The following is a 14735-nucleotide window of genomic DNA, read 5'->3' on the forward strand; positions in this document are numbered from 1 at the left end:
CAAAAAGGGAGGTTGCGTGAGAGTCATCGCGAAGCGCACGCTGAGGGAGTTCTGGGAACAGGGGTTCGAGGATGCCAGGACGCCGCTCACCGAATGGCACAACATGATGCTGAAGGCGTCCTGGCTGACGCCGCAAGAGCTGAAAGCCGAGGTTCGCACGGCAAGCATCCTCAAGGGAGGGCGTGTCGTATTCAACATCGGGGGCAACAAGTACCGCGTGATCGTATCGATACGCTACACCCAGCAGATCGCCTGGGTGCGCTTCGTGGGCACTCATGCCCAGTACGACAAGGTTGATGCGGAGACTATCTGATGAATATTCAGCCTATCCATGATGATGCCGATCTTGAACGCACCTTCGCCCGCATGGAGCAGCTCTGGGCCGCCGAAGATGGCACTCCGGAGGCCGATGAGCTGGAGGTGCTCTCTATCCTGATCGAGAAGTACGAGGATGAGCACTATCCTATCGCCCCCTCGGATCCCATCGAAGCGATCAAGTTTCGTATGGAGCAGCAGGGTCTGACTCAGCGAGACCTCGAGCCCTATATCGGCTCGAGTGGCCGTGTGTCCGAGGTGCTTAATCGAAAGCGGAAGCTGAGCCTCAACATGATCAGGCGCCTGCATGAGGGGCTGAAAATTCCCTACGAGAGCCTGCTGGCAGAGCCCAAAGCGGACGCACACGGCACCCAGCCGATATAATCGCAGCCTTTACTACAAGGAGATCCCATGACGACCGAAGCCACCGCCGAGCAGGCGCAGCAGGCGCTGATCGAAGAGTTCGAGATGTTCGACAACTGGATGGACCGCTACCAGTACATCATCGACATGGGCAAGGCGCTGCCGGACTTTCCCGAGGCGTGGAAGCGCGACGAGCTGAAGATCCAGGGCTGCCAGTCCAACGTCTGGATGCGCCACGAGCGCCGCGGCGACGCCATCCACTTCGACGCCATCTCCGATGCCGCCATCGTCTCCGGCCTGATCGCCGTGCTGATGCGCATCTACAGCGACCGGCCCGCCGCCGAGATCCGCGACACCAGCCCCCACTTCCTCGCGGACCTGGGCCTCGACAAGCACCTCTCGCCGACCCGCAGCAACGGCCTGCACGCCATGCTCAAGCGCATCTACGAGGTGGCGGAGCAGGAGGCCGCCTGAGCCAAGAACCCGCTGCAATATAAATAACCGGGCCGAGCTAACGGTGGTGTCAGGCATCGTCGCGCGGGCGGAAGTTCTCGTCCAGCTCCGGGTCCTCGCGGCAGAGCCGTTCGCTGGGCCCGCCCGGCACCGGGTCGATGCCCCCCTCGCAGCCGGGGTGGCAGCGCGAGATGCGCCTCGCCGCCATCAGCCCCCCCTTGAGCGGGCCGTGAACCTGGATCGCCTCGACGGTATAGCTCGAACAGCTGGGCCAGTAGCGGCAGCGCGGGCCGAGCAGGGGGCTCAGGGTGACCTGGTAGACCCTGACCAGGGCAATCATCAGCCAAGCCAAGGCCCGGCGCGCGAAGCGCACCAGGCGGGCCAGCCAGGCGGCGAGGCAGGGCATGCGTGACCTCCTAGCGCTTGGCGTAGAGGGTATCGGGGTCGATCAGCGGCGCCGAGGCGATGCGCACGCTGTCCTCCTCCAGCGCCACGTAGAAGCAGCTGCGCCGGCCGGTATGGCAGGCGGGCCCGGTCTGCGCCACCTGCAGCAGCAGGGTGTCGCCGTCGCAGTCCAGGGCGGCGCGCTTCAGATGCTGCTGCTGCCCCGAACTCTCCCCCTTGCGCCACAGCTTGCCCCGGGAGCGGGACCAGTAGCAGACCCGCCCGGTGCGCAGAGTCTCCTCCAGCGCCTCGCGATTCATCCAGGCCATCATCAGCACCTCGCCCGAGTCGTGCTGCTGGGCGATGGCGGGCAGCAGGCCGTCGGCATTGAAGCGAACGGCGTCGAGGATCTCGGTCAGCGGGTGGCGGCTGTCGCAGGGGGCCCGTTCCAGGGCCTTGAAGGTATCGCTCATGGGTCGGTCCGAGGGAAGTTGGTGGGGAAGGCAGTGACCTCCGGCCAGGGGAGGGCGACCGGCTCAGGCGTCGGCGTGACACGCTTCGCAGTGGCCGAGCAGCTCGATGGTCTGGCGCTCCACCCGAAAGCCGAGGTCCCGGGCGCGACGCGACAGCTGGGCGTTGACGTCGTCCAGGTGCAGCTCCTCGACCCGCCCGCAGAGCCGGCAGATCAGCAGCTGGAAGCCGTGGGCGTGCTCCGGGCAGGGGCAGGCCACGTAGGCGTTCAGGGATTCGATGCGGTGTACCAGCCCCTGGTCGATCAGGAACTCCAGGGCGCGGTAGACGGTGGGCGGACGGGCAGAGGCATGCTCCTCGGCCAGGCGGTCGAGCAGGTCGTAGGCCTTCAGTCCGCCGGGGGCCTCGGCGATCATCTCCAGCACGCGGCGACGAATCGGGGTGAAGCGTACGCCGCGCTGCTGGCATTGCTGCGCGGCCTGATCGAGCAGCGCACGGGAGTCTGTCATCACAAGCCAGGTCGGTTGGGGTGGAGTGGGTATTCTACGCGCCCCCCGCCGCCGCGGCCAGCGGCGCTCAGACGGCGGCGGCCGCCGCCTCGGCAATCGCCTCCAGCTCGCTGCGGCGGGCGAAGTGCTGCTGAGCGAATGCCACTCGGGCTTCGGGAGAGGCTCCCTCCGGCTGTCGCTCGATAAGATCGAGGCGCCGGCGCAGCCCTTCGCCGTTGGCCATCTGGATGGCGAGCCCGGGGCGGGCGTTGAGCTCAAGCAGCATGGGACCCTGGTCGCGGTCGAGCACCATGTCGGTCCCCAGGTAGCCGAGCCCCGTCATCTCGTAGCAGCCGGCTGCCAGCAGCAGCAGGGTGCGCCAGTCCGGGATCTGCAGGCTGGCAAGCTCATGGCCGGTATCCGGGTGGTCGTGGCGGGTGCGGTCGAACTGCACGCCGCGAATGGCCGTGCCGGTGGCGATATCCAGGCCCACCCCCACGGCGCCCTGGTGAAGGTTGGCCTTGCCGTCGGAGGCGGCGGTGGAGAGGCGCATCATCGCCATCACCGGATAGCCCAGGAAGACGATGACCCGGATATCGGGAACCCCCTCGTAGGTGTACTCGGCGAGACGCTCATCGAAGTTGATCAGCGCCTCGATCACGGCCACGTCGGGGGAGCCGCCCAGGGAGTAGAGCCCCGAGAGGATATTGGAGGCGTGGCGCTCGACATCCTGCAGGGTGAGCCTGGCGCCGCTGGGCTTGACGAAGAAGCCTTCGGCCACGTGGTCGATCACCAGGATCCCCTTGCCGCCACTGCCCTTGGCGGGCTTGATCACGAAGCCGTCATGGCCGCGCAGCATCTCGTCGAGGTGCTTGACCCCGAACTGGGTGGTGACGGTGCCGATCAGCGCCGGCGTGGTAATGCCGTACTCCTGGGCCAGCAGCTTGGTCTTCAGCTTGTCGTCCACCAGCGGGTAGAGGCGCCGGTCGTTGTAGCGGCCGATATAGCGGATGTTGCGCCGGTTCATGCCGATGATGCCCTTGAGGCGCAGCTTGCCGGGGGAGGTCCAGTTGAGCATGGCCTAGTCCTCGGTGACCGGCTTGAAGCGGCGCAGCTCCAGCAGCCGATAGCCGGTGTAGTTGCCGGCCAGCAGGATCAGGCCCATCAGGATCATCTGCACCCCCAGGAAGTTGAAGGTGATATGGCGCACCCAGGGGTTATTCATGGCCAGGTAGGCGAGCACCGCGGTGAGCAGGCTGCCGCCGCCCTGGATCAGCACCTCCTTGGGACCTTCCTCCTCCCAGAGGATCGACATCCGTTCGATGGTCCAGGAGAGGATGATCATCGGGAAGAAGGTGATGGTCAGGCCCGCATTGAGCCCGAAGCGGTAGGAGAGCACCGAGAAGACCGAGATGATGGCGATGACCGTGATGATCACCGCCGACACTCGCGCGACCAGCAGCAGGTTGAGATAGGAGAGGTAGTTGCGTATCACCAGCCCCACCGCCACCACCAGCAGGAAGCCCACCAGGCCGGTAAGCAGGCTGGTCTGGATGAAGGCCAGGGCGATCAGCACCGGCATGAAGGTCCCGGAGGTCTTGATCCCCACCAGGATACGCAGCAGCACTACCACCAGGGCACCGATGGGGATCAGCAGGATGGTCTGGAAGAGCGCCTGCTCCTCCAGCGGCAGGCTGTGGATGGAGAAGTTGATCAGGGTGTCATCGGCCAGCTGGCTGCGCACGGCGGCAGCGGCTGGCTGATTGCGATTGAGCATGGAGAAGGTGACCCGGGAGTTGCTGCCCCCCTGGACCTCCAGCACCGCCTGGCCACTCGACTCCCAGAGCAGCAGGTTGTCCGGGCGGCCCTGCTCGCCGGTCGCGGGATTGAACAGCGCCCAGCGCTCGCCATCGAAGACCTGGACCCATTGGCTCAGGGTCTGGCGGCGGCGCCCATCCTCCAGCAGCAGTCCGCTCACTTCCCGGGCCGGCACGCCGGCCTGATTGAGCAGCCGGACCAGCAGCGGTCCGCGCTCGAACTGGGTCAGCAGCAGGCGGGCATTCTCGCCCTGGCGTTCGTCGCCGAAGTCCCGAATCAGCTCCCGGGCAAAGGTGAAGGCGTCGGCGCTGCGCCCCCAGGCGCGCTCGATGACCTGGGCGGAAGCGGTGTCATAGGGGCGCTCCCAGACGATATCCCGGCGCAGGCGCGGCGGCTCGACCCTGGGGGCCCGGGCATCCGGTGTGACCACCAGCTGAGTCGTATAGTAGAGCTGCTGGCTGCCGCTGGCCTCGCGGATCGACCACTGGGCCCGACGGGCACCATTCTCCTCGAGGAAGGCGAGGCCATAGCCCGGAGAGGCGGTGTGCTCGGTGAGCAGCCGGAACCCCTGCTGGGTGGAGGGCAGCGCCATGTCCACGAGCACCGGCTCGCCGCGGGCGTTGAAGTTGACGATGGCCTCGACCTCCCAGACCTCCCGCTGTTCGCCGGGCGTCCAGGGCACTTCGAGGGTGATGTGACGGTGCACGCTCAGGCCGATGCCGGTAACCAGCAGCAGGCCGACGAGCAGGTAGAAGGGCAGTCGTGACATGGGGCTTCCTTGGCGCAGTCAGGGAGAAGCGCAAGACCGGGGAGGGCGGCTCAGCGCTCCTCGTCGTCCCGGTCGTCTTCGTCCATGGCCGCCTCATCCGCTGGGCGGCCACCGGGGAACTCGGGGCGCTCGTGAAGATAGGTCTCGGCGACGTCGATCACGGCGATATCCATCAGGAAGCGCCGGCCGAGCAGCACCGGATAGTTGAGATGAGTACGATCGTTGAGGGTGAACTCCACCGGCTCGCGAATCGGACCCAGGGTCATCATCAGGGAGACCACCGGACGTGACTCCTCGCCGGAGGCCTGGACGATACGCACCCGGCGCTCCACAGGGGCCTCGATCCACTCCTCGCGAACGTCGTCCACCACCACGTCGTCGTCGGTCAGCCCCAGGCGGAAGCGCACCCAGTTGGCGCCGTCGCGCTCGAAGCGGGTGATCTCCTGGGCGGAGAGCGATGAGGTGTTAGCGCCGGAGTCGATGCGCGCCTTGAGGTAGGTGCCAACGTCGGGCAGCCCGATCCACTCGCTGCGGCCGACCACCGCCTTGTTGGCCAGGCCCAGCTCGTCGGCGGCGCACTCCTGGGTGATCACCAGCGGCTCGTTCTCGGCCTGGCTGTGCTCCAGGCGCTCGATATCGGCGCGCAGGTGACGCAGCAGACTACCGACCTCGCGAACGTCGGCCACCAGCACCTCCTGGCGGCGGGAGTGGTCCGAGAGCGCGACCTGCTGCAGCTCGCAGCGTGCGGCCAGGTCGTCCTCCAGCTGATCCAGGCGCAGGGCAAACTCATCAGGCCCCAGCACCGGCTGAGGGTCGGCCGGACTGGTCGGCAGGGCGCAGCCGGCCAGCAGCAGGCCGAGGGAGAGGACTCCGGAGTACAGCAGAGGTCGGGACATGGGGTGAGGTCGTTCCTGGAATCGGTCGCGTGATGATAAGGAGTCGCCGGTAACCTTGTCCAACCGGGGAGGGCCAAAGGGTGTGAAGATTCGCGCCTCGGGGGTGAAAAAGTGTCACCGCCAGGCCTGACGATCCGGCGCGGGCCGCTTCTGCCATGGTCAATTTAACATAATATTCATTATGCGAACTACCGGGGACCAAGGAGGCGACAGCCGCGTTCCGGCGTTTTCGCTGGCCTGGGCACCATTACAGGGCTAGGATGCACAGTAACTCTACGAACCTTGTACGGATGATGACTCATGTATCGAAAGTTGCGCTCCTATCCGTTGACACTTCTCCTGCTGGCCCTGCCGCTGCTGCTGGTCGGCTGCAGCAGCGTGGATATCGACCGCTACGCGGGCACGACGCCTGAGCTCGATATCGGCGAGTACTTCGAGGGACGCACCCGCGCCTGGGGCATGGTCCAGGACTACCGCGGCGAGGTGCAGCGTCGCTTCGTGGTCGACATCGACGGTGAGCACGACGGCACCACCCTGGTCCTCGACGAGCACTTCACCTATGACGACGGCGAGACCGACCACCGGGTCTGGACCTTCGAACGCCAGGCCGACGGCCGCTGGGTCGGCAGCGCCAATGACGTCGAGGGCCCCGTGGAGGCGCGTCAGGCGGGTCACGCCTTTACCATGACCTACCGGCTCCCGGTGGAGGTCTCGGGCCGCGAGATCACCTTCACCATGGAGGACTGGATGTTCCTGCAGCCCGACGGTCGGCTGCTCAACCGCACCGACATGAAGAAGTTCGGCGTGACCCTGGCGCGGATCACCATCGTCTTCGAACGCCTCGACGACGATTCAGTTAGCCCAGACGCAGACGCCCCCGGCACCTGAGGTGCCGGGGGCGTCCTGGTCATGCGGCGCGGCCGCTCAGCCCTCGTCGGCCGGCGCGTAGGAGCCATCCTCGCGGTGCACTTCCTTGCCGGTCAGGCCCGGCGTGAAGACGCATGCCAGGTGCATGGTCTTGTGGGCGCGCAGCAGGTGCTCGTCATGCTGGTCGAGGATATAGATGTCGCCCGGCTTGATCGGCCAGATCTTGCCGTCGGCCAGGGTCTCCACCTCGCCCTCGCCTTCGATGCAGTAGACCGCCTCGAAGTGGTGCTTGTAGTGGATGTGGGTCTCGGTGCCTTCGTAGATCCGGGTAATATGGAAGGAGCAGTTGCCGCCGTCGTCGGCCAGGCTCAGGCGGGTGCTGTCCCAGTTGCCGTTCTCGGCCTTGACCAGGCGGTCGGTCTTGCGGCACTCCTCGAGATTGCGAACGATCATGTGATGTCTCCGTAAAAGATCCTGTCGGCCGGGCGCGCTCTGGCCCGACCGTCGTCACCTGCGGGGCTGCCCCCGCCGGTCAGCCTATCAGCTCAGCGCCTGGCGGGCGCTCTCCTCGAGAATATCCAGGCCCTGCTGGAGGTCCTCGTCGGTGATGGTCAGCGGGCAGAGACACTTGACCACTTCGCCATCCTGGCCGCTGGTCTCGATCACCAGGCCGTTCTCGAAGGCCTGATGGGTGATCTTGTCGGCGATCTCGCCGCTGCCCACGTCGATGCCGCGCATCAGGCCGCGGCCACGCTCAGAGGCCTCGATCCCCTGGCTGTTGAGCCAGCCGGCAATCTTCTGGAAGCGCTCGGCGACGATCTCGCCCTTGCGCTGCACGTCGCGCTCGAAGGCGTCGTCGCGCCAGTAGTGGTTCAGCGCCGCGGCGGCGGTGGTAAAGGCCAGGGCGAAGCCGCGGAAGGTGCCGTTGTACTGACCCGGCTTCCAGGCGTCCAGCTCCGGGCGCATCAGCACCTGGGCGAACGGCAGGCCGAGGCCCGACAGCGACTTGGAGTTGGTGACGATGTCCGGCACCACCTCGGCGTGCTCGAAGCTGAAGAACTTGCCGGTGCGGCCACAGCCCGCCTGGATGTCGTCGACGATCAGCAGGATATCGTGGGCGCGACAGATCTGCTCGAGGCGCTTGAGCCACTCGGTGCCGCAGGCGTTGATGCCGCCCTCCCCCTGCACGGTCTCGACGATGACGCCGGCCGGCACATCGAGGCCGCCGGACTTGTCGTTCAGCAGCTTCTCGAAGTAGTTGAGGGTATCGGCGCCGTCACCCAGGTAGCCGTCGTAGGGCAGGAAGGTGCCGCCCACGGTGGGCACGCCGCCGGTGGCCTCGCGGAACTTGCGGTTGCCGGTGGTGGCCAGCGCCCCCATGGTCACGCCGTGGAAGCCGTTGGTGAAGGTGACGATGTTATGGCGACCCTTGGCGTTGCGTGCCAGGCGGATGGCCGCCTCCACGGCGTTGGTGCCGGTGGGCCCGGGAAACTGCACCTTGTAGTCGAGGCCGCGGGGCTTGAGGATCACCTCCTCCAGGGTCTCGAGGTAGTGGCGCTTGGCCTCGGTCCAGAAGTCCAGGCCGTGGATGATGTTGTCCTCGGCCAGGTACTCCAGCAGAGCCTGCTTGATCTTCGGGTTGTTGTGGCCGTAGTTGAGGGTGCCGGCACCGGCCAGGAAGTCGATGTACTCGCGGCCGTTCTCGTCGGTCAGGCGGGCGTTGCTGGCCTTGGTGAAGACCACCGGGAAAGAGCGGGAATAGGTGCGAACGTCGGATTCCATGCGTTCGAGAATCTGGGTCTGCATGTGCGACCTCCTGTCGGTAGGAAAAGATGGACGTGGGAAAGCGTTGGCGGGCCGCGGGGCCCACCAGCGCATCACCAAAGCGGGATCAGATGCGATCGGTCTGGAAGGGACCGATGCGCACCAGGTTCTCCGGGTCGTGCTCGCCACCGAGCTGGTCGGTGGAGAAGTACTCGCGGCTGTTGAGCGGCGCCTGCCAGCGATCGGCAAGGCGACGGAACAGCCCCCAGGAGGCCTGGTTGTCAGGCGTGATGGTGGTCTCGAGGTGATGCACCTCGGCCAGTTCGGGACGGGACATGACGGCCTCGACCAGGCGGCGGGCCAGGCCGGTACCGCGGGCCTTCTCACCCACGGCCACCTGCCAGAGGAAGTAGGTGTCGGGGGCGTTGCTCTTCACATAGCCGGAGACGAAGCCGACGATTTCGCCCTCCTCGTCGGTGGCAACCGCACAGGTGTCGCGGAACTGGGTCGCCAGCAGCAGATAGGCGTAGGCGGAGTTGACATCCAGCGGCGGGCAGGACTTGACCAGCTCGTAGATCCCCCAGCCATCATCGGGGTTGGGCTTGCGAATGAAAAGCGAGGTGGTTTCCGCGCCGACCACGGCGTCAGCCACGCTGGGGCGGGCCAGGTCGGCGGAGGGAGTGAAGGGTTCGCTTGTTGGCATCATGGGCAGGTTTCGCTGTGCGAATTTGAGGACGAGTATACCAGCGGCCGCCGATAAATCAAATTGGCGGTTATTTTGGCAAGCCAAATCCATAACATAAAATTATGCATTGGCCGCTACGGCGCAGCACAAATCGCTCTCGGCCGGCTTCGGCGCGCGGCAATCACCTGGCACTGGCCGCCTCCCTGCAGTCTAGTCCAGCCCGGGGAGCCGCGCCGCAAACGCGATCGGGCCACCCGAAGGTGGCCCGATCCGCGACGTCTGCCCTGCCCCTCAGCGCCGGGTCGGCGTGCGCAGGGTGACGAACTCCTCGGCGCCGGTGGGATGGATCCCCACGGTGGCATCGAAGTCGGCCTTGGTGAGACCGGCGCGCACGGCGATGGCGATGCCCTGAATCACCTCGCCGGCCTCCTCGCCCACCATATGCGCCCCCACCACCACGTCGCTTGCGTCGTCCACGATCAGCTTCATCAGGCAGCGCTCCTGGCTGCCCGAGAGGGTGTGCTTCATGGGACGAAACTCGGTGGCATAGACCCGTATCGCCCCGCACTGCGCCCGGGCCTGCTCCTCGGAGAGCCCCACGGTGCCGATATTGGGATGGCAGAACACCGCCGTGGCGATGTTGCGGTAGTCCAGCGGCGCCGTCGGCGGCGTCTCGCTGAAGTGGTGGGCCACCAGGTGCATCGCCTCGGCCAGGGCCACCGGCGTCAGCTCGGGACCGCCGGTGACGTCGCCCAGCGCCAGGATGGAGGGCAGCGAGGTCTCGAAGCGCTCGTTGACCCGGATATGGCCGCTCTCGGTGAGCTCGATCCCCAGGGCGTCGAGACCCAGCCCCTCGAGGTGCGGCCGGCGCCCGGTGGCGGCCAGCATGGCGTCCACCTCCAGCACTTCGCCGCTGGTCAGGGTGACCGCCAGGCCGCCCTCGACCCGCTCGACGCGCTCCACGTTGGTCTCGAAGTGCAGGTTGACGCCCTTGGCGGCCATCTGGTCCCGGGTAAATTCGCATACCTGCTGGTCGAAGCCGCGCAGGAAGAGCTCCCCGCGGTAGATCAGGTGGGTATCGCTGCCCAGGCCGTTGAAGATGCTGGCGAACTCCACCGCGATATAGCCGCCCCCCAGCACCAGGAAGCGCTCCGGGAAGTGCGCCAGGTCGAACACCTCGTTGGAGGTCAGCGCAAGCTCGCTGCCCGGAAACTCGGGGACGAAGGGCCAGCCGCCTACCGCCACCAGGATCTTGCTGGCGCTGTGCCGCTCGCCGGCCACCTCCACGGTGTGGGCGTCGATGACCCGGGCGCGCCCGTTGATCAGACGCACACCGGCGCCCTCCAGCAGGCGGCCATAGATGCCGTTGAGGCGCTTGATCTCCCCCACCTTGTTGTCCCGCAGGGTGGCCCAGTCGAAGCGCGGTGCCTCGGCGAGCTGCCAGCCGAAGCCGCCGGCGTCCTCGAAGGCGTCATGGAAGTGGGCCGCGTAGGAGTAGAGCTTCTTGGGTACGCAGCCCACGTTGACGCAGGTGCCGCCGAGGTAGCGGTCCTCGGCCACGGCGACCCTGGCGCCGGTGGCCGCCGCGGTGCGAGCCGCGCGTACGCCGCCGGAACCGGCGCCGATCACGAAGAGGTCCCAGTCATACTGGGCAGCGGGTGTCTCGGACACGGGATTCTCCTGTTGTCTGGGGCCAGCGCGGCCCCTTCCATCGTCGAGGCATGATAGCAGCCGGGGCGTCCGCTCGGCAGGCGTCGATTTGACCCACGGAGGCGACTCCGGGTACAAAACCCGCCATTCGTCGCATGGCGCCCCCATCACCACCGCGAGATCCCCTGGAATGAAGCATGAAATCGAAGGCCTGCTGGAGAACAATCGCCGCTGGGCCGCGCAGGTGCAGCGTGACGATCCGGCCTTCTTCAGCCGGCTGTCGCAGCAGCAGAATCCTGACTACCTCTGGATTGGCTGCTCCGACAGCCGGGTGCCGGCCAATCAGATCATTTCACTGCCTCCCGGCGAGGTCTTCGTGCACCGCAACGTCGCCAACCTGGTCCACCAGAATGACCTCAACGTCCTCTCGGTGCTGCAGTACGCCATCGAGGTGCTGGGCGTGCGGCATATCATGGTGGTGGGCCACTACGGCTGCGGCGGCGTCAAGGCGGCCGTCGCCGGCGGCGACAACGGCATGGTGGATATTTGGCTGCACTCGGTACGCGAGCTCTACAGCCAGCACCGCCAGTCACTGGCTTCGCTGCCGCTTAACGAGCAGGTGGATCGCATGTGCGAGCTCAACGTCGAGGCCCAGGTGAGAAACCTCTCGCGCACCAAGATCATCCAGCACGCCTGGCAGCGTGGTCAGCAGGTTTCGGTGCACGGCTGGGTCTACGGCCTGGCGGATGGCCGGGTCAAGGACCTGGGCTGCACCATCTCCGGCCTCGACCAGGCCGAGGCCCTCTATCGCATCGAGGACCTCTCACCGGCTCAGTAGCGATAGCGGCGGTGACAGCTGCGACAGCTCAGGCTGAGATCGGACAGCTCCCGAGTGGCCAGCCGGTAATCCTCGGCCTCGGCCGCCTCCCGCAGCGCCGCTACTCGAGCCTCCAGGTCGGCAAAGCCGGCCTCGAACGCCTCCCACTCCTCCCAGATCAGCGGGCGCGCCTCGGAGCCCCGGCCGTGGCTACCCTCGATAAAGGCCGGCAGCAGGCTCTCGCCGCTGGCGCGCTCGGCCAGCTCCGCCAGGCGCGGCTCGGCGCCTCGGGCGTCGCGATTGTTGACCAGGTCGAAGCGCAGCTGACGCACCAGACGCTCGATACTCTTGAGCTCCTCCCGACGCCAGGTGACGGCCTCGCGTGGGTTCTCGAACAGGGGCCCCTCCCCGTTCGGCGACTCGGCCTGCAGTGGACCGGCCAGCGCCAGGATCGAACCCGCCGCCAGGACGGCCATCAGCGATTTCCGCAGCATCAGCATCTTGCTCCTCCCCGTATGATTCTTGCGCTGGGCATGATGCCACTCGCTCCGGGCCCTGTCTGCCCTGCCCGTCTCGTGAGCGGAGCGCTACAATGCATCTGCCAAGAACATCGTCTCAATCACCCGCCAGGATAGCGACGTCCATGACAGAACGTGATCGCCAGCAGCACGCTCATCTGAGCGCCCTGACCCGGGCCTATGCCGAGTTGCTGGAGGCCCAGGAGTTCGACGGCGTGCTGCTCTTCAGCGGCCGGCCGGCTCGCCACCAGGGCGACGACCAGTTCGCAAGCTTCGCCGCCTTCGGCCACTTCGTGCACTGGACCGGCCAGGCGCAGCTCGCCCACAGCTGGCTGCTGATCCGCCCGGGCGAGGCTCCCACCCTCTTCCTGCACGCGCCCGACGACTTCTGGCACCTGCCGGCTCGGCTCCCCGACGAGCCCTGGGTAGCCCGCTTCCGGCTCGAACCCCGGGCGACAGAGGCGCCTCCCGCCCTGCCCCCTGGCCGCTACGCGGTGGTGGGAGACGTGACCGCCGCCGAGGCCGAAGCCCTGGGGGCCGAGGCCAACCCGCCGGCGCTGCTGGCCGGCCTTGACGAGCTGCGGGTGCGCAAGAGCGACTACGAGGTGGCCTGCCTGCGCGAGGCCAACCGGCGCGCCCTGGCGGGCCACCTGGCCGCCCGAGAGGCCTTTTTGGACGGCGGCGCCGAGCTCGATATCCAGCTCGCCTACCTGGGCGCCGCCCGTCAGCGGGAGAGCCAGCTGCCCTACGCCAATATCGTCGGCCTGAATGCCCACGGCGGCGTGCTCCACTATCAGCACTATGACCTCGCGCCACCGGGACGAGCCCGGAGCCTGCTGCTGGATGGCGGCTGTCGCCACCGGGGCTACTGCGCCGACATCACCCGCACCTGGCCCGGCAGCGATGCCCTTCCCGAATTCGCCCCGCTGATTCAGGGCGTGACGACCCTGCAGCAGCGCCTGATCGACCGGCTGGCGCCGGGCGTCAGCTATGTGGCGCTCCACGAGCGGATGCACGAGGAGCTCGCGACGCTGCTGGTGACCCATGGGCTGGTCGACGCCTCACCCGAGGCGGTGCTGGCCAGCGGCCTGACCCGCGCCTTCTGCCCCCATGGCCTGGGCCACCTGCTGGGCGTTCAGGTGCACGATGTGGCCGGTCGCGTCGCCTCCGACGGGAGCCCCCTACCGCCCCCTAGCGACCACCCCGCCCTGCGCCTGACCCGTACGCTCGAGGCCGGCATGGTGGTCACCATGGAGCCGGGGCTCTATGTGATTCCCATGCTGCTGGCGCCCCATCGTCACCGCCACGAGGTCAACTGGGCGCTGGTAGAGCGCCTGGCCGACCACGGCGGCATCCGCATCGAGGACAATGTGCTGGTGACCGGTGAGGGTCCCGTCAACTTGACGCCCCGGGAGCCCTGAGCCATGAGCGGCAGGCTGCATCGCGCTGATTTCACGCCCCCGGCGGGGCTGGCCAACTGCCATGTGCAGACCCTGTTGCCTCGGCTGCTGCCCCGTCGGCGCCTGCCCCACCGCTGGGAGTGCCTGACGCTGCCCGACGGCGACTTCGTGGAGCTGACCTGGGTGACCCCCGGGCCGGAGGACGAGGCGGCACCTCTCTTCCTGCTCTTTCACGGCCTGGAGGGCTCCTTCGCCTCCCCCTACGCCCGGGAGCTGCTGGGATCTGCCACGGACCTGGGCTGGCGGGCAGTGATGATGCACTTTCGCGGCTGCGGTCGCGCCCCCAACCGCCTGCCCCGCGCCTATCACAGCGGTGACACCGCCGACGCCTACTGGGTGATCGGCCAGCTGGCCAGGCGCTACCCGCGCGCCCTCAAGGTGGCGGCGGGGGTCTCCCTGGGGGCCAACATGCTGGTCAAGCTGGTGGCGGAACAGGGCGGTGACGGCCTGGACCTGGCTGGCGCCATCGCCATCAGTGCTCCCCTGGACCTCGCCGCCAGTGCCGACTGCCTGCAGCAGGGCTTCGCCCGGGTCTACCAGCGTCACCTGCTCGCCTCCCTGAAGGCTCGGGCGGCGGCGCGCCTCGACGACTTTCCCCTGGCGCTCGACGCCAGAACGCTGGGCGCCCTGGCCAGCCTGCGCGACTACGATGATCGGGTCACGGCCCCGCTGCACGGCTTTCGCGACGCCGACGACTACTACCGACGCGCCTCGGCCGGCCGCTGGCTCGGTGAGCTGGAGCTGCCGACCCTGGTCCTCCACGCCGAGGATGACCCCTTCATGCCGGCGGACCTCTTTGCCCGCCTCCCCGCCTCGGGCGATGCCGTGCACGTGGAGCTCTCCGCCCGGGGCGGGCACGTGGGCTTCGTGGAGTGGCGGGAGGGCCGGCTGCGCTCCTGGCTGGCGCGCCGGGTGGCCCGCCAGCTCAGGGAGTGGGCATCCGCCTATGCGCCGACCAGCGGCCGGCGCACCGGGGCCAGGGGCCTCCACTCTCCCTAGGCGAGGGACCGCAAGGGC

The 14735-nt window shown here is 67.5% G+C and carries 18 protein-coding genes; 7 read left to right on the forward strand and 11 right to left on the reverse strand.

The window, feature by feature from the left end; translation table 11 throughout:
- Positions 1 to 16 precede the first annotated feature (16 nt).
- From NHL60_RS09670 to NHL60_RS09680, 3 genes are read left to right on the forward strand one after another with little or no spacing between them, the layout of a single operon-like run.
- Entirely contained in the window at positions 17 to 313 is a 297-nt protein-coding gene (locus tag NHL60_RS09670) for a type II toxin-antitoxin system HigB family toxin (RefSeq protein WP_253451861.1), read from the forward strand.
- Positions 313 to 699 carry a type II toxin-antitoxin system HigA family antitoxin gene (locus NHL60_RS09675; RefSeq protein ID WP_253451864.1) on the forward strand — a complete coding sequence of 129 codons (387 nt, stop codon included), beginning with the start codon at positions 313 to 315 and terminating at the stop codon, positions 697 to 699. The genes NHL60_RS09670 and NHL60_RS09675 overlap by 1 nt, the downstream gene beginning before the upstream one ends.
- Positions 700 to 726: 27 nt before the next feature.
- On the forward strand, positions 727 to 1152 hold the full coding sequence (locus NHL60_RS09680; protein WP_253451867.1) for a SufE family protein: 426 nt from the start codon (positions 727 to 729) through the stop codon (positions 1150 to 1152).
- Between the two features lie 49 nt (positions 1153 to 1201).
- Here the strand turns inward: NHL60_RS09680 and yidD are convergent, their stop codons facing one another.
- From yidD to NHL60_RS09710, 6 genes are all read right to left on the reverse strand, one after another.
- Complete coding sequence (yidD, locus tag NHL60_RS09685) at positions 1202 to 1537, reverse strand: membrane protein insertion efficiency factor YidD (RefSeq protein ID WP_253451870.1); 336 nt, start codon at positions 1535 to 1537, stop codon at positions 1202 to 1204.
- A 10-nt stretch (positions 1538 to 1547) separates the two neighbouring features.
- Positions 1548 to 1988 carry a phosphoribosyl-AMP cyclohydrolase gene (hisI, locus tag NHL60_RS09690; RefSeq protein ID WP_253451873.1) on the reverse strand — a complete coding sequence of 147 codons (441 nt, stop codon included), beginning with the start codon at positions 1986 to 1988 and terminating at the stop codon, positions 1548 to 1550.
- Between the two features lie 63 nt (positions 1989 to 2051).
- Complete coding sequence (locus tag NHL60_RS09695) at positions 2052 to 2495, reverse strand: transcriptional repressor (RefSeq protein ID WP_253451877.1); 444 nt, start codon at positions 2493 to 2495, stop codon at positions 2052 to 2054.
- Positions 2496 to 2562: 67 nt separating this feature from the next.
- Complete coding sequence (locus NHL60_RS09700) at positions 2563 to 3552, reverse strand: alpha-L-glutamate ligase-like protein (RefSeq protein WP_253451880.1); 990 nt, start codon at positions 3550 to 3552, stop codon at positions 2563 to 2565.
- Positions 3553 to 3555: 3 nt separating this feature from the next.
- A complete protein-coding gene (locus NHL60_RS09705) occupies positions 3556 to 5061 on the reverse strand; it encodes a UUP1 family membrane protein (RefSeq protein ID WP_253451881.1) in 1506 nt (501 codons plus the stop codon).
- Between the two features lie 50 nt (positions 5062 to 5111).
- Entirely contained in the window at positions 5112 to 5957 is an 846-nt protein-coding gene (locus NHL60_RS09710) for an ATP-dependent zinc protease (RefSeq protein ID WP_253451883.1), read from the reverse strand.
- A 300-nt stretch (positions 5958 to 6257) separates the two neighbouring features.
- On the opposite strand from NHL60_RS09710, the gene NHL60_RS09715 reads away from it, so the two are divergent.
- A complete protein-coding gene (locus NHL60_RS09715) occupies positions 6258 to 6845 on the forward strand; it encodes a DUF3833 domain-containing protein (RefSeq protein WP_253451886.1) in 588 nt (195 codons plus the stop codon).
- Between the two features lie 36 nt (positions 6846 to 6881).
- On the opposite strand, the gene NHL60_RS09720 is transcribed toward NHL60_RS09715, so the two are convergent.
- The 4 genes from NHL60_RS09720 to gorA form a co-directional block, all read right to left on the reverse strand.
- Positions 6882 to 7277 (reverse strand): ectoine synthase, encoded by a 396-nt coding sequence (locus NHL60_RS09720; protein WP_119021060.1) that lies wholly within the window; start codon positions 7275 to 7277, stop codon positions 6882 to 6884.
- An 87-nt stretch (positions 7278 to 7364) separates the two neighbouring features.
- Positions 7365 to 8630: a diaminobutyrate--2-oxoglutarate transaminase gene (ectB, locus tag NHL60_RS09725; protein WP_253451889.1), complete on the reverse strand. Its 1266-nt coding sequence runs from the start codon at positions 8628 to 8630 to the stop codon at positions 7365 to 7367.
- A gap of 85 nt (positions 8631 to 8715) precedes the next feature.
- On the reverse strand, positions 8716 to 9294 hold the full coding sequence (gene ectA / locus NHL60_RS09730; RefSeq protein WP_253451892.1) for a diaminobutyrate acetyltransferase: 579 nt from the start codon (positions 9292 to 9294) through the stop codon (positions 8716 to 8718).
- Positions 9295 to 9564: 270 nt separating this feature from the next.
- Positions 9565 to 10944, reverse strand: a complete 1380-nt coding sequence (gene gorA, locus NHL60_RS09735) for a glutathione-disulfide reductase (protein WP_253451895.1) — start codon at positions 10942 to 10944, stop codon at positions 9565 to 9567.
- Between the two features lie 169 nt (positions 10945 to 11113).
- On the opposite strand from gorA, the gene can reads away from it, so the two are divergent.
- Positions 11114 to 11761: a carbonate dehydratase gene (can, locus tag NHL60_RS09740; RefSeq protein WP_253451897.1), complete on the forward strand. Its 648-nt coding sequence runs from the start codon at positions 11114 to 11116 to the stop codon at positions 11759 to 11761.
- Here can and NHL60_RS09745 read toward each other — a convergent pair.
- Positions 11755 to 12234, reverse strand: coding sequence for a cytochrome c (locus NHL60_RS09745; RefSeq protein ID WP_253451901.1), 480 nt, complete (start codon positions 12232 to 12234; stop codon positions 11755 to 11757). The two genes, can and NHL60_RS09745, sit on opposite strands and share 7 nt — an antisense overlap.
- Positions 12235 to 12383: 149 nt before the next feature.
- On the opposite strand from NHL60_RS09745, the gene pepQ reads away from it, so the two are divergent.
- A complete protein-coding gene (pepQ, locus tag NHL60_RS09750; RefSeq protein ID WP_253451904.1) occupies positions 12384 to 13679 on the forward strand; it encodes a Xaa-Pro dipeptidase in 1296 nt (431 codons plus the stop codon).
- Positions 13680 to 13682: 3 nt separating this feature from the next.
- Positions 13683 to 14717: a hydrolase gene (locus NHL60_RS09755; RefSeq protein ID WP_253451906.1), complete on the forward strand. Its 1035-nt coding sequence runs from the start codon at positions 13683 to 13685 to the stop codon at positions 14715 to 14717.
- Positions 14718 to 14735: the final 18 nt, after the last annotated feature.

The organism is Halomonas sp. Y3, assembly GCF_024137965.1.
Lineage (GTDB): Bacteria > Pseudomonadota > Gammaproteobacteria > Pseudomonadales > Halomonadaceae > Halomonas > Halomonas mongoliensis.

What these genes read in the sequence shown, in the direction of transcription:
- NHL60_RS09675 (WP_253451864.1), top strand. Translation starts at nt 313, where the DNA reads ATGAATATTCAGCCTATCCATGATGATGCCGATCTTGAACGCACCTTC.
- NHL60_RS09680 (WP_253451867.1), top strand. Translation starts at nt 727, where the DNA reads ATGACGACCGAAGCCACCGCCGAGCAGGCGCAGCAGGCGCTGATCGAA.
- yidD (WP_253451870.1), bottom strand. Translation starts at nt 1,537, where the DNA reads ATGCCCTGCCTCGCCGCCTGGCTGGCCCGCCTGGTGCGCTTCGCGCGC.
- hisI (WP_253451873.1), bottom strand. Translation starts at nt 1,988, where the DNA reads ATGAGCGATACCTTCAAGGCCCTGGAACGGGCCCCCTGCGACAGCCGC.
- NHL60_RS09695 (WP_253451877.1), bottom strand. Translation starts at nt 2,495, where the DNA reads ATGACAGACTCCCGTGCGCTGCTCGATCAGGCCGCGCAGCAATGCCAG.
- NHL60_RS09700 (WP_253451880.1), bottom strand. Translation starts at nt 3,552, where the DNA reads ATGCTCAACTGGACCTCCCCCGGCAAGCTGCGCCTCAAGGGCATCATC.
- NHL60_RS09705 (WP_253451881.1), bottom strand. Translation starts at nt 5,061, where the DNA reads ATGTCACGACTGCCCTTCTACCTGCTCGTCGGCCTGCTGCTGGTTACC.
- NHL60_RS09710 (WP_253451883.1), bottom strand. Translation starts at nt 5,957, where the DNA reads ATGTCCCGACCTCTGCTGTACTCCGGAGTCCTCTCCCTCGGCCTGCTG.
- NHL60_RS09715 (WP_253451886.1), top strand. Translation starts at nt 6,258, where the DNA reads ATGTATCGAAAGTTGCGCTCCTATCCGTTGACACTTCTCCTGCTGGCC.
- NHL60_RS09720 (WP_119021060.1), bottom strand. Translation starts at nt 7,277, where the DNA reads ATGATCGTTCGCAATCTCGAGGAGTGCCGCAAGACCGACCGCCTGGTC.
- ectB (WP_253451889.1), bottom strand. Translation starts at nt 8,630, where the DNA reads ATGCAGACCCAGATTCTCGAACGCATGGAATCCGACGTTCGCACCTAT.
- ectA (WP_253451892.1), bottom strand. Translation starts at nt 9,294, where the DNA reads ATGATGCCAACAAGCGAACCCTTCACTCCCTCCGCCGACCTGGCCCGC.
- can (WP_253451897.1), top strand. Translation starts at nt 11,114, where the DNA reads ATGAAGCATGAAATCGAAGGCCTGCTGGAGAACAATCGCCGCTGGGCC.
- NHL60_RS09745 (WP_253451901.1), bottom strand. Translation starts at nt 12,234, where the DNA reads ATGCTGCGGAAATCGCTGATGGCCGTCCTGGCGGCGGGTTCGATCCTG.
- pepQ (WP_253451904.1), top strand. Translation starts at nt 12,384, where the DNA reads ATGACAGAACGTGATCGCCAGCAGCACGCTCATCTGAGCGCCCTGACC.
- NHL60_RS09755 (WP_253451906.1), top strand. Translation starts at nt 13,683, where the DNA reads ATGAGCGGCAGGCTGCATCGCGCTGATTTCACGCCCCCGGCGGGGCTG.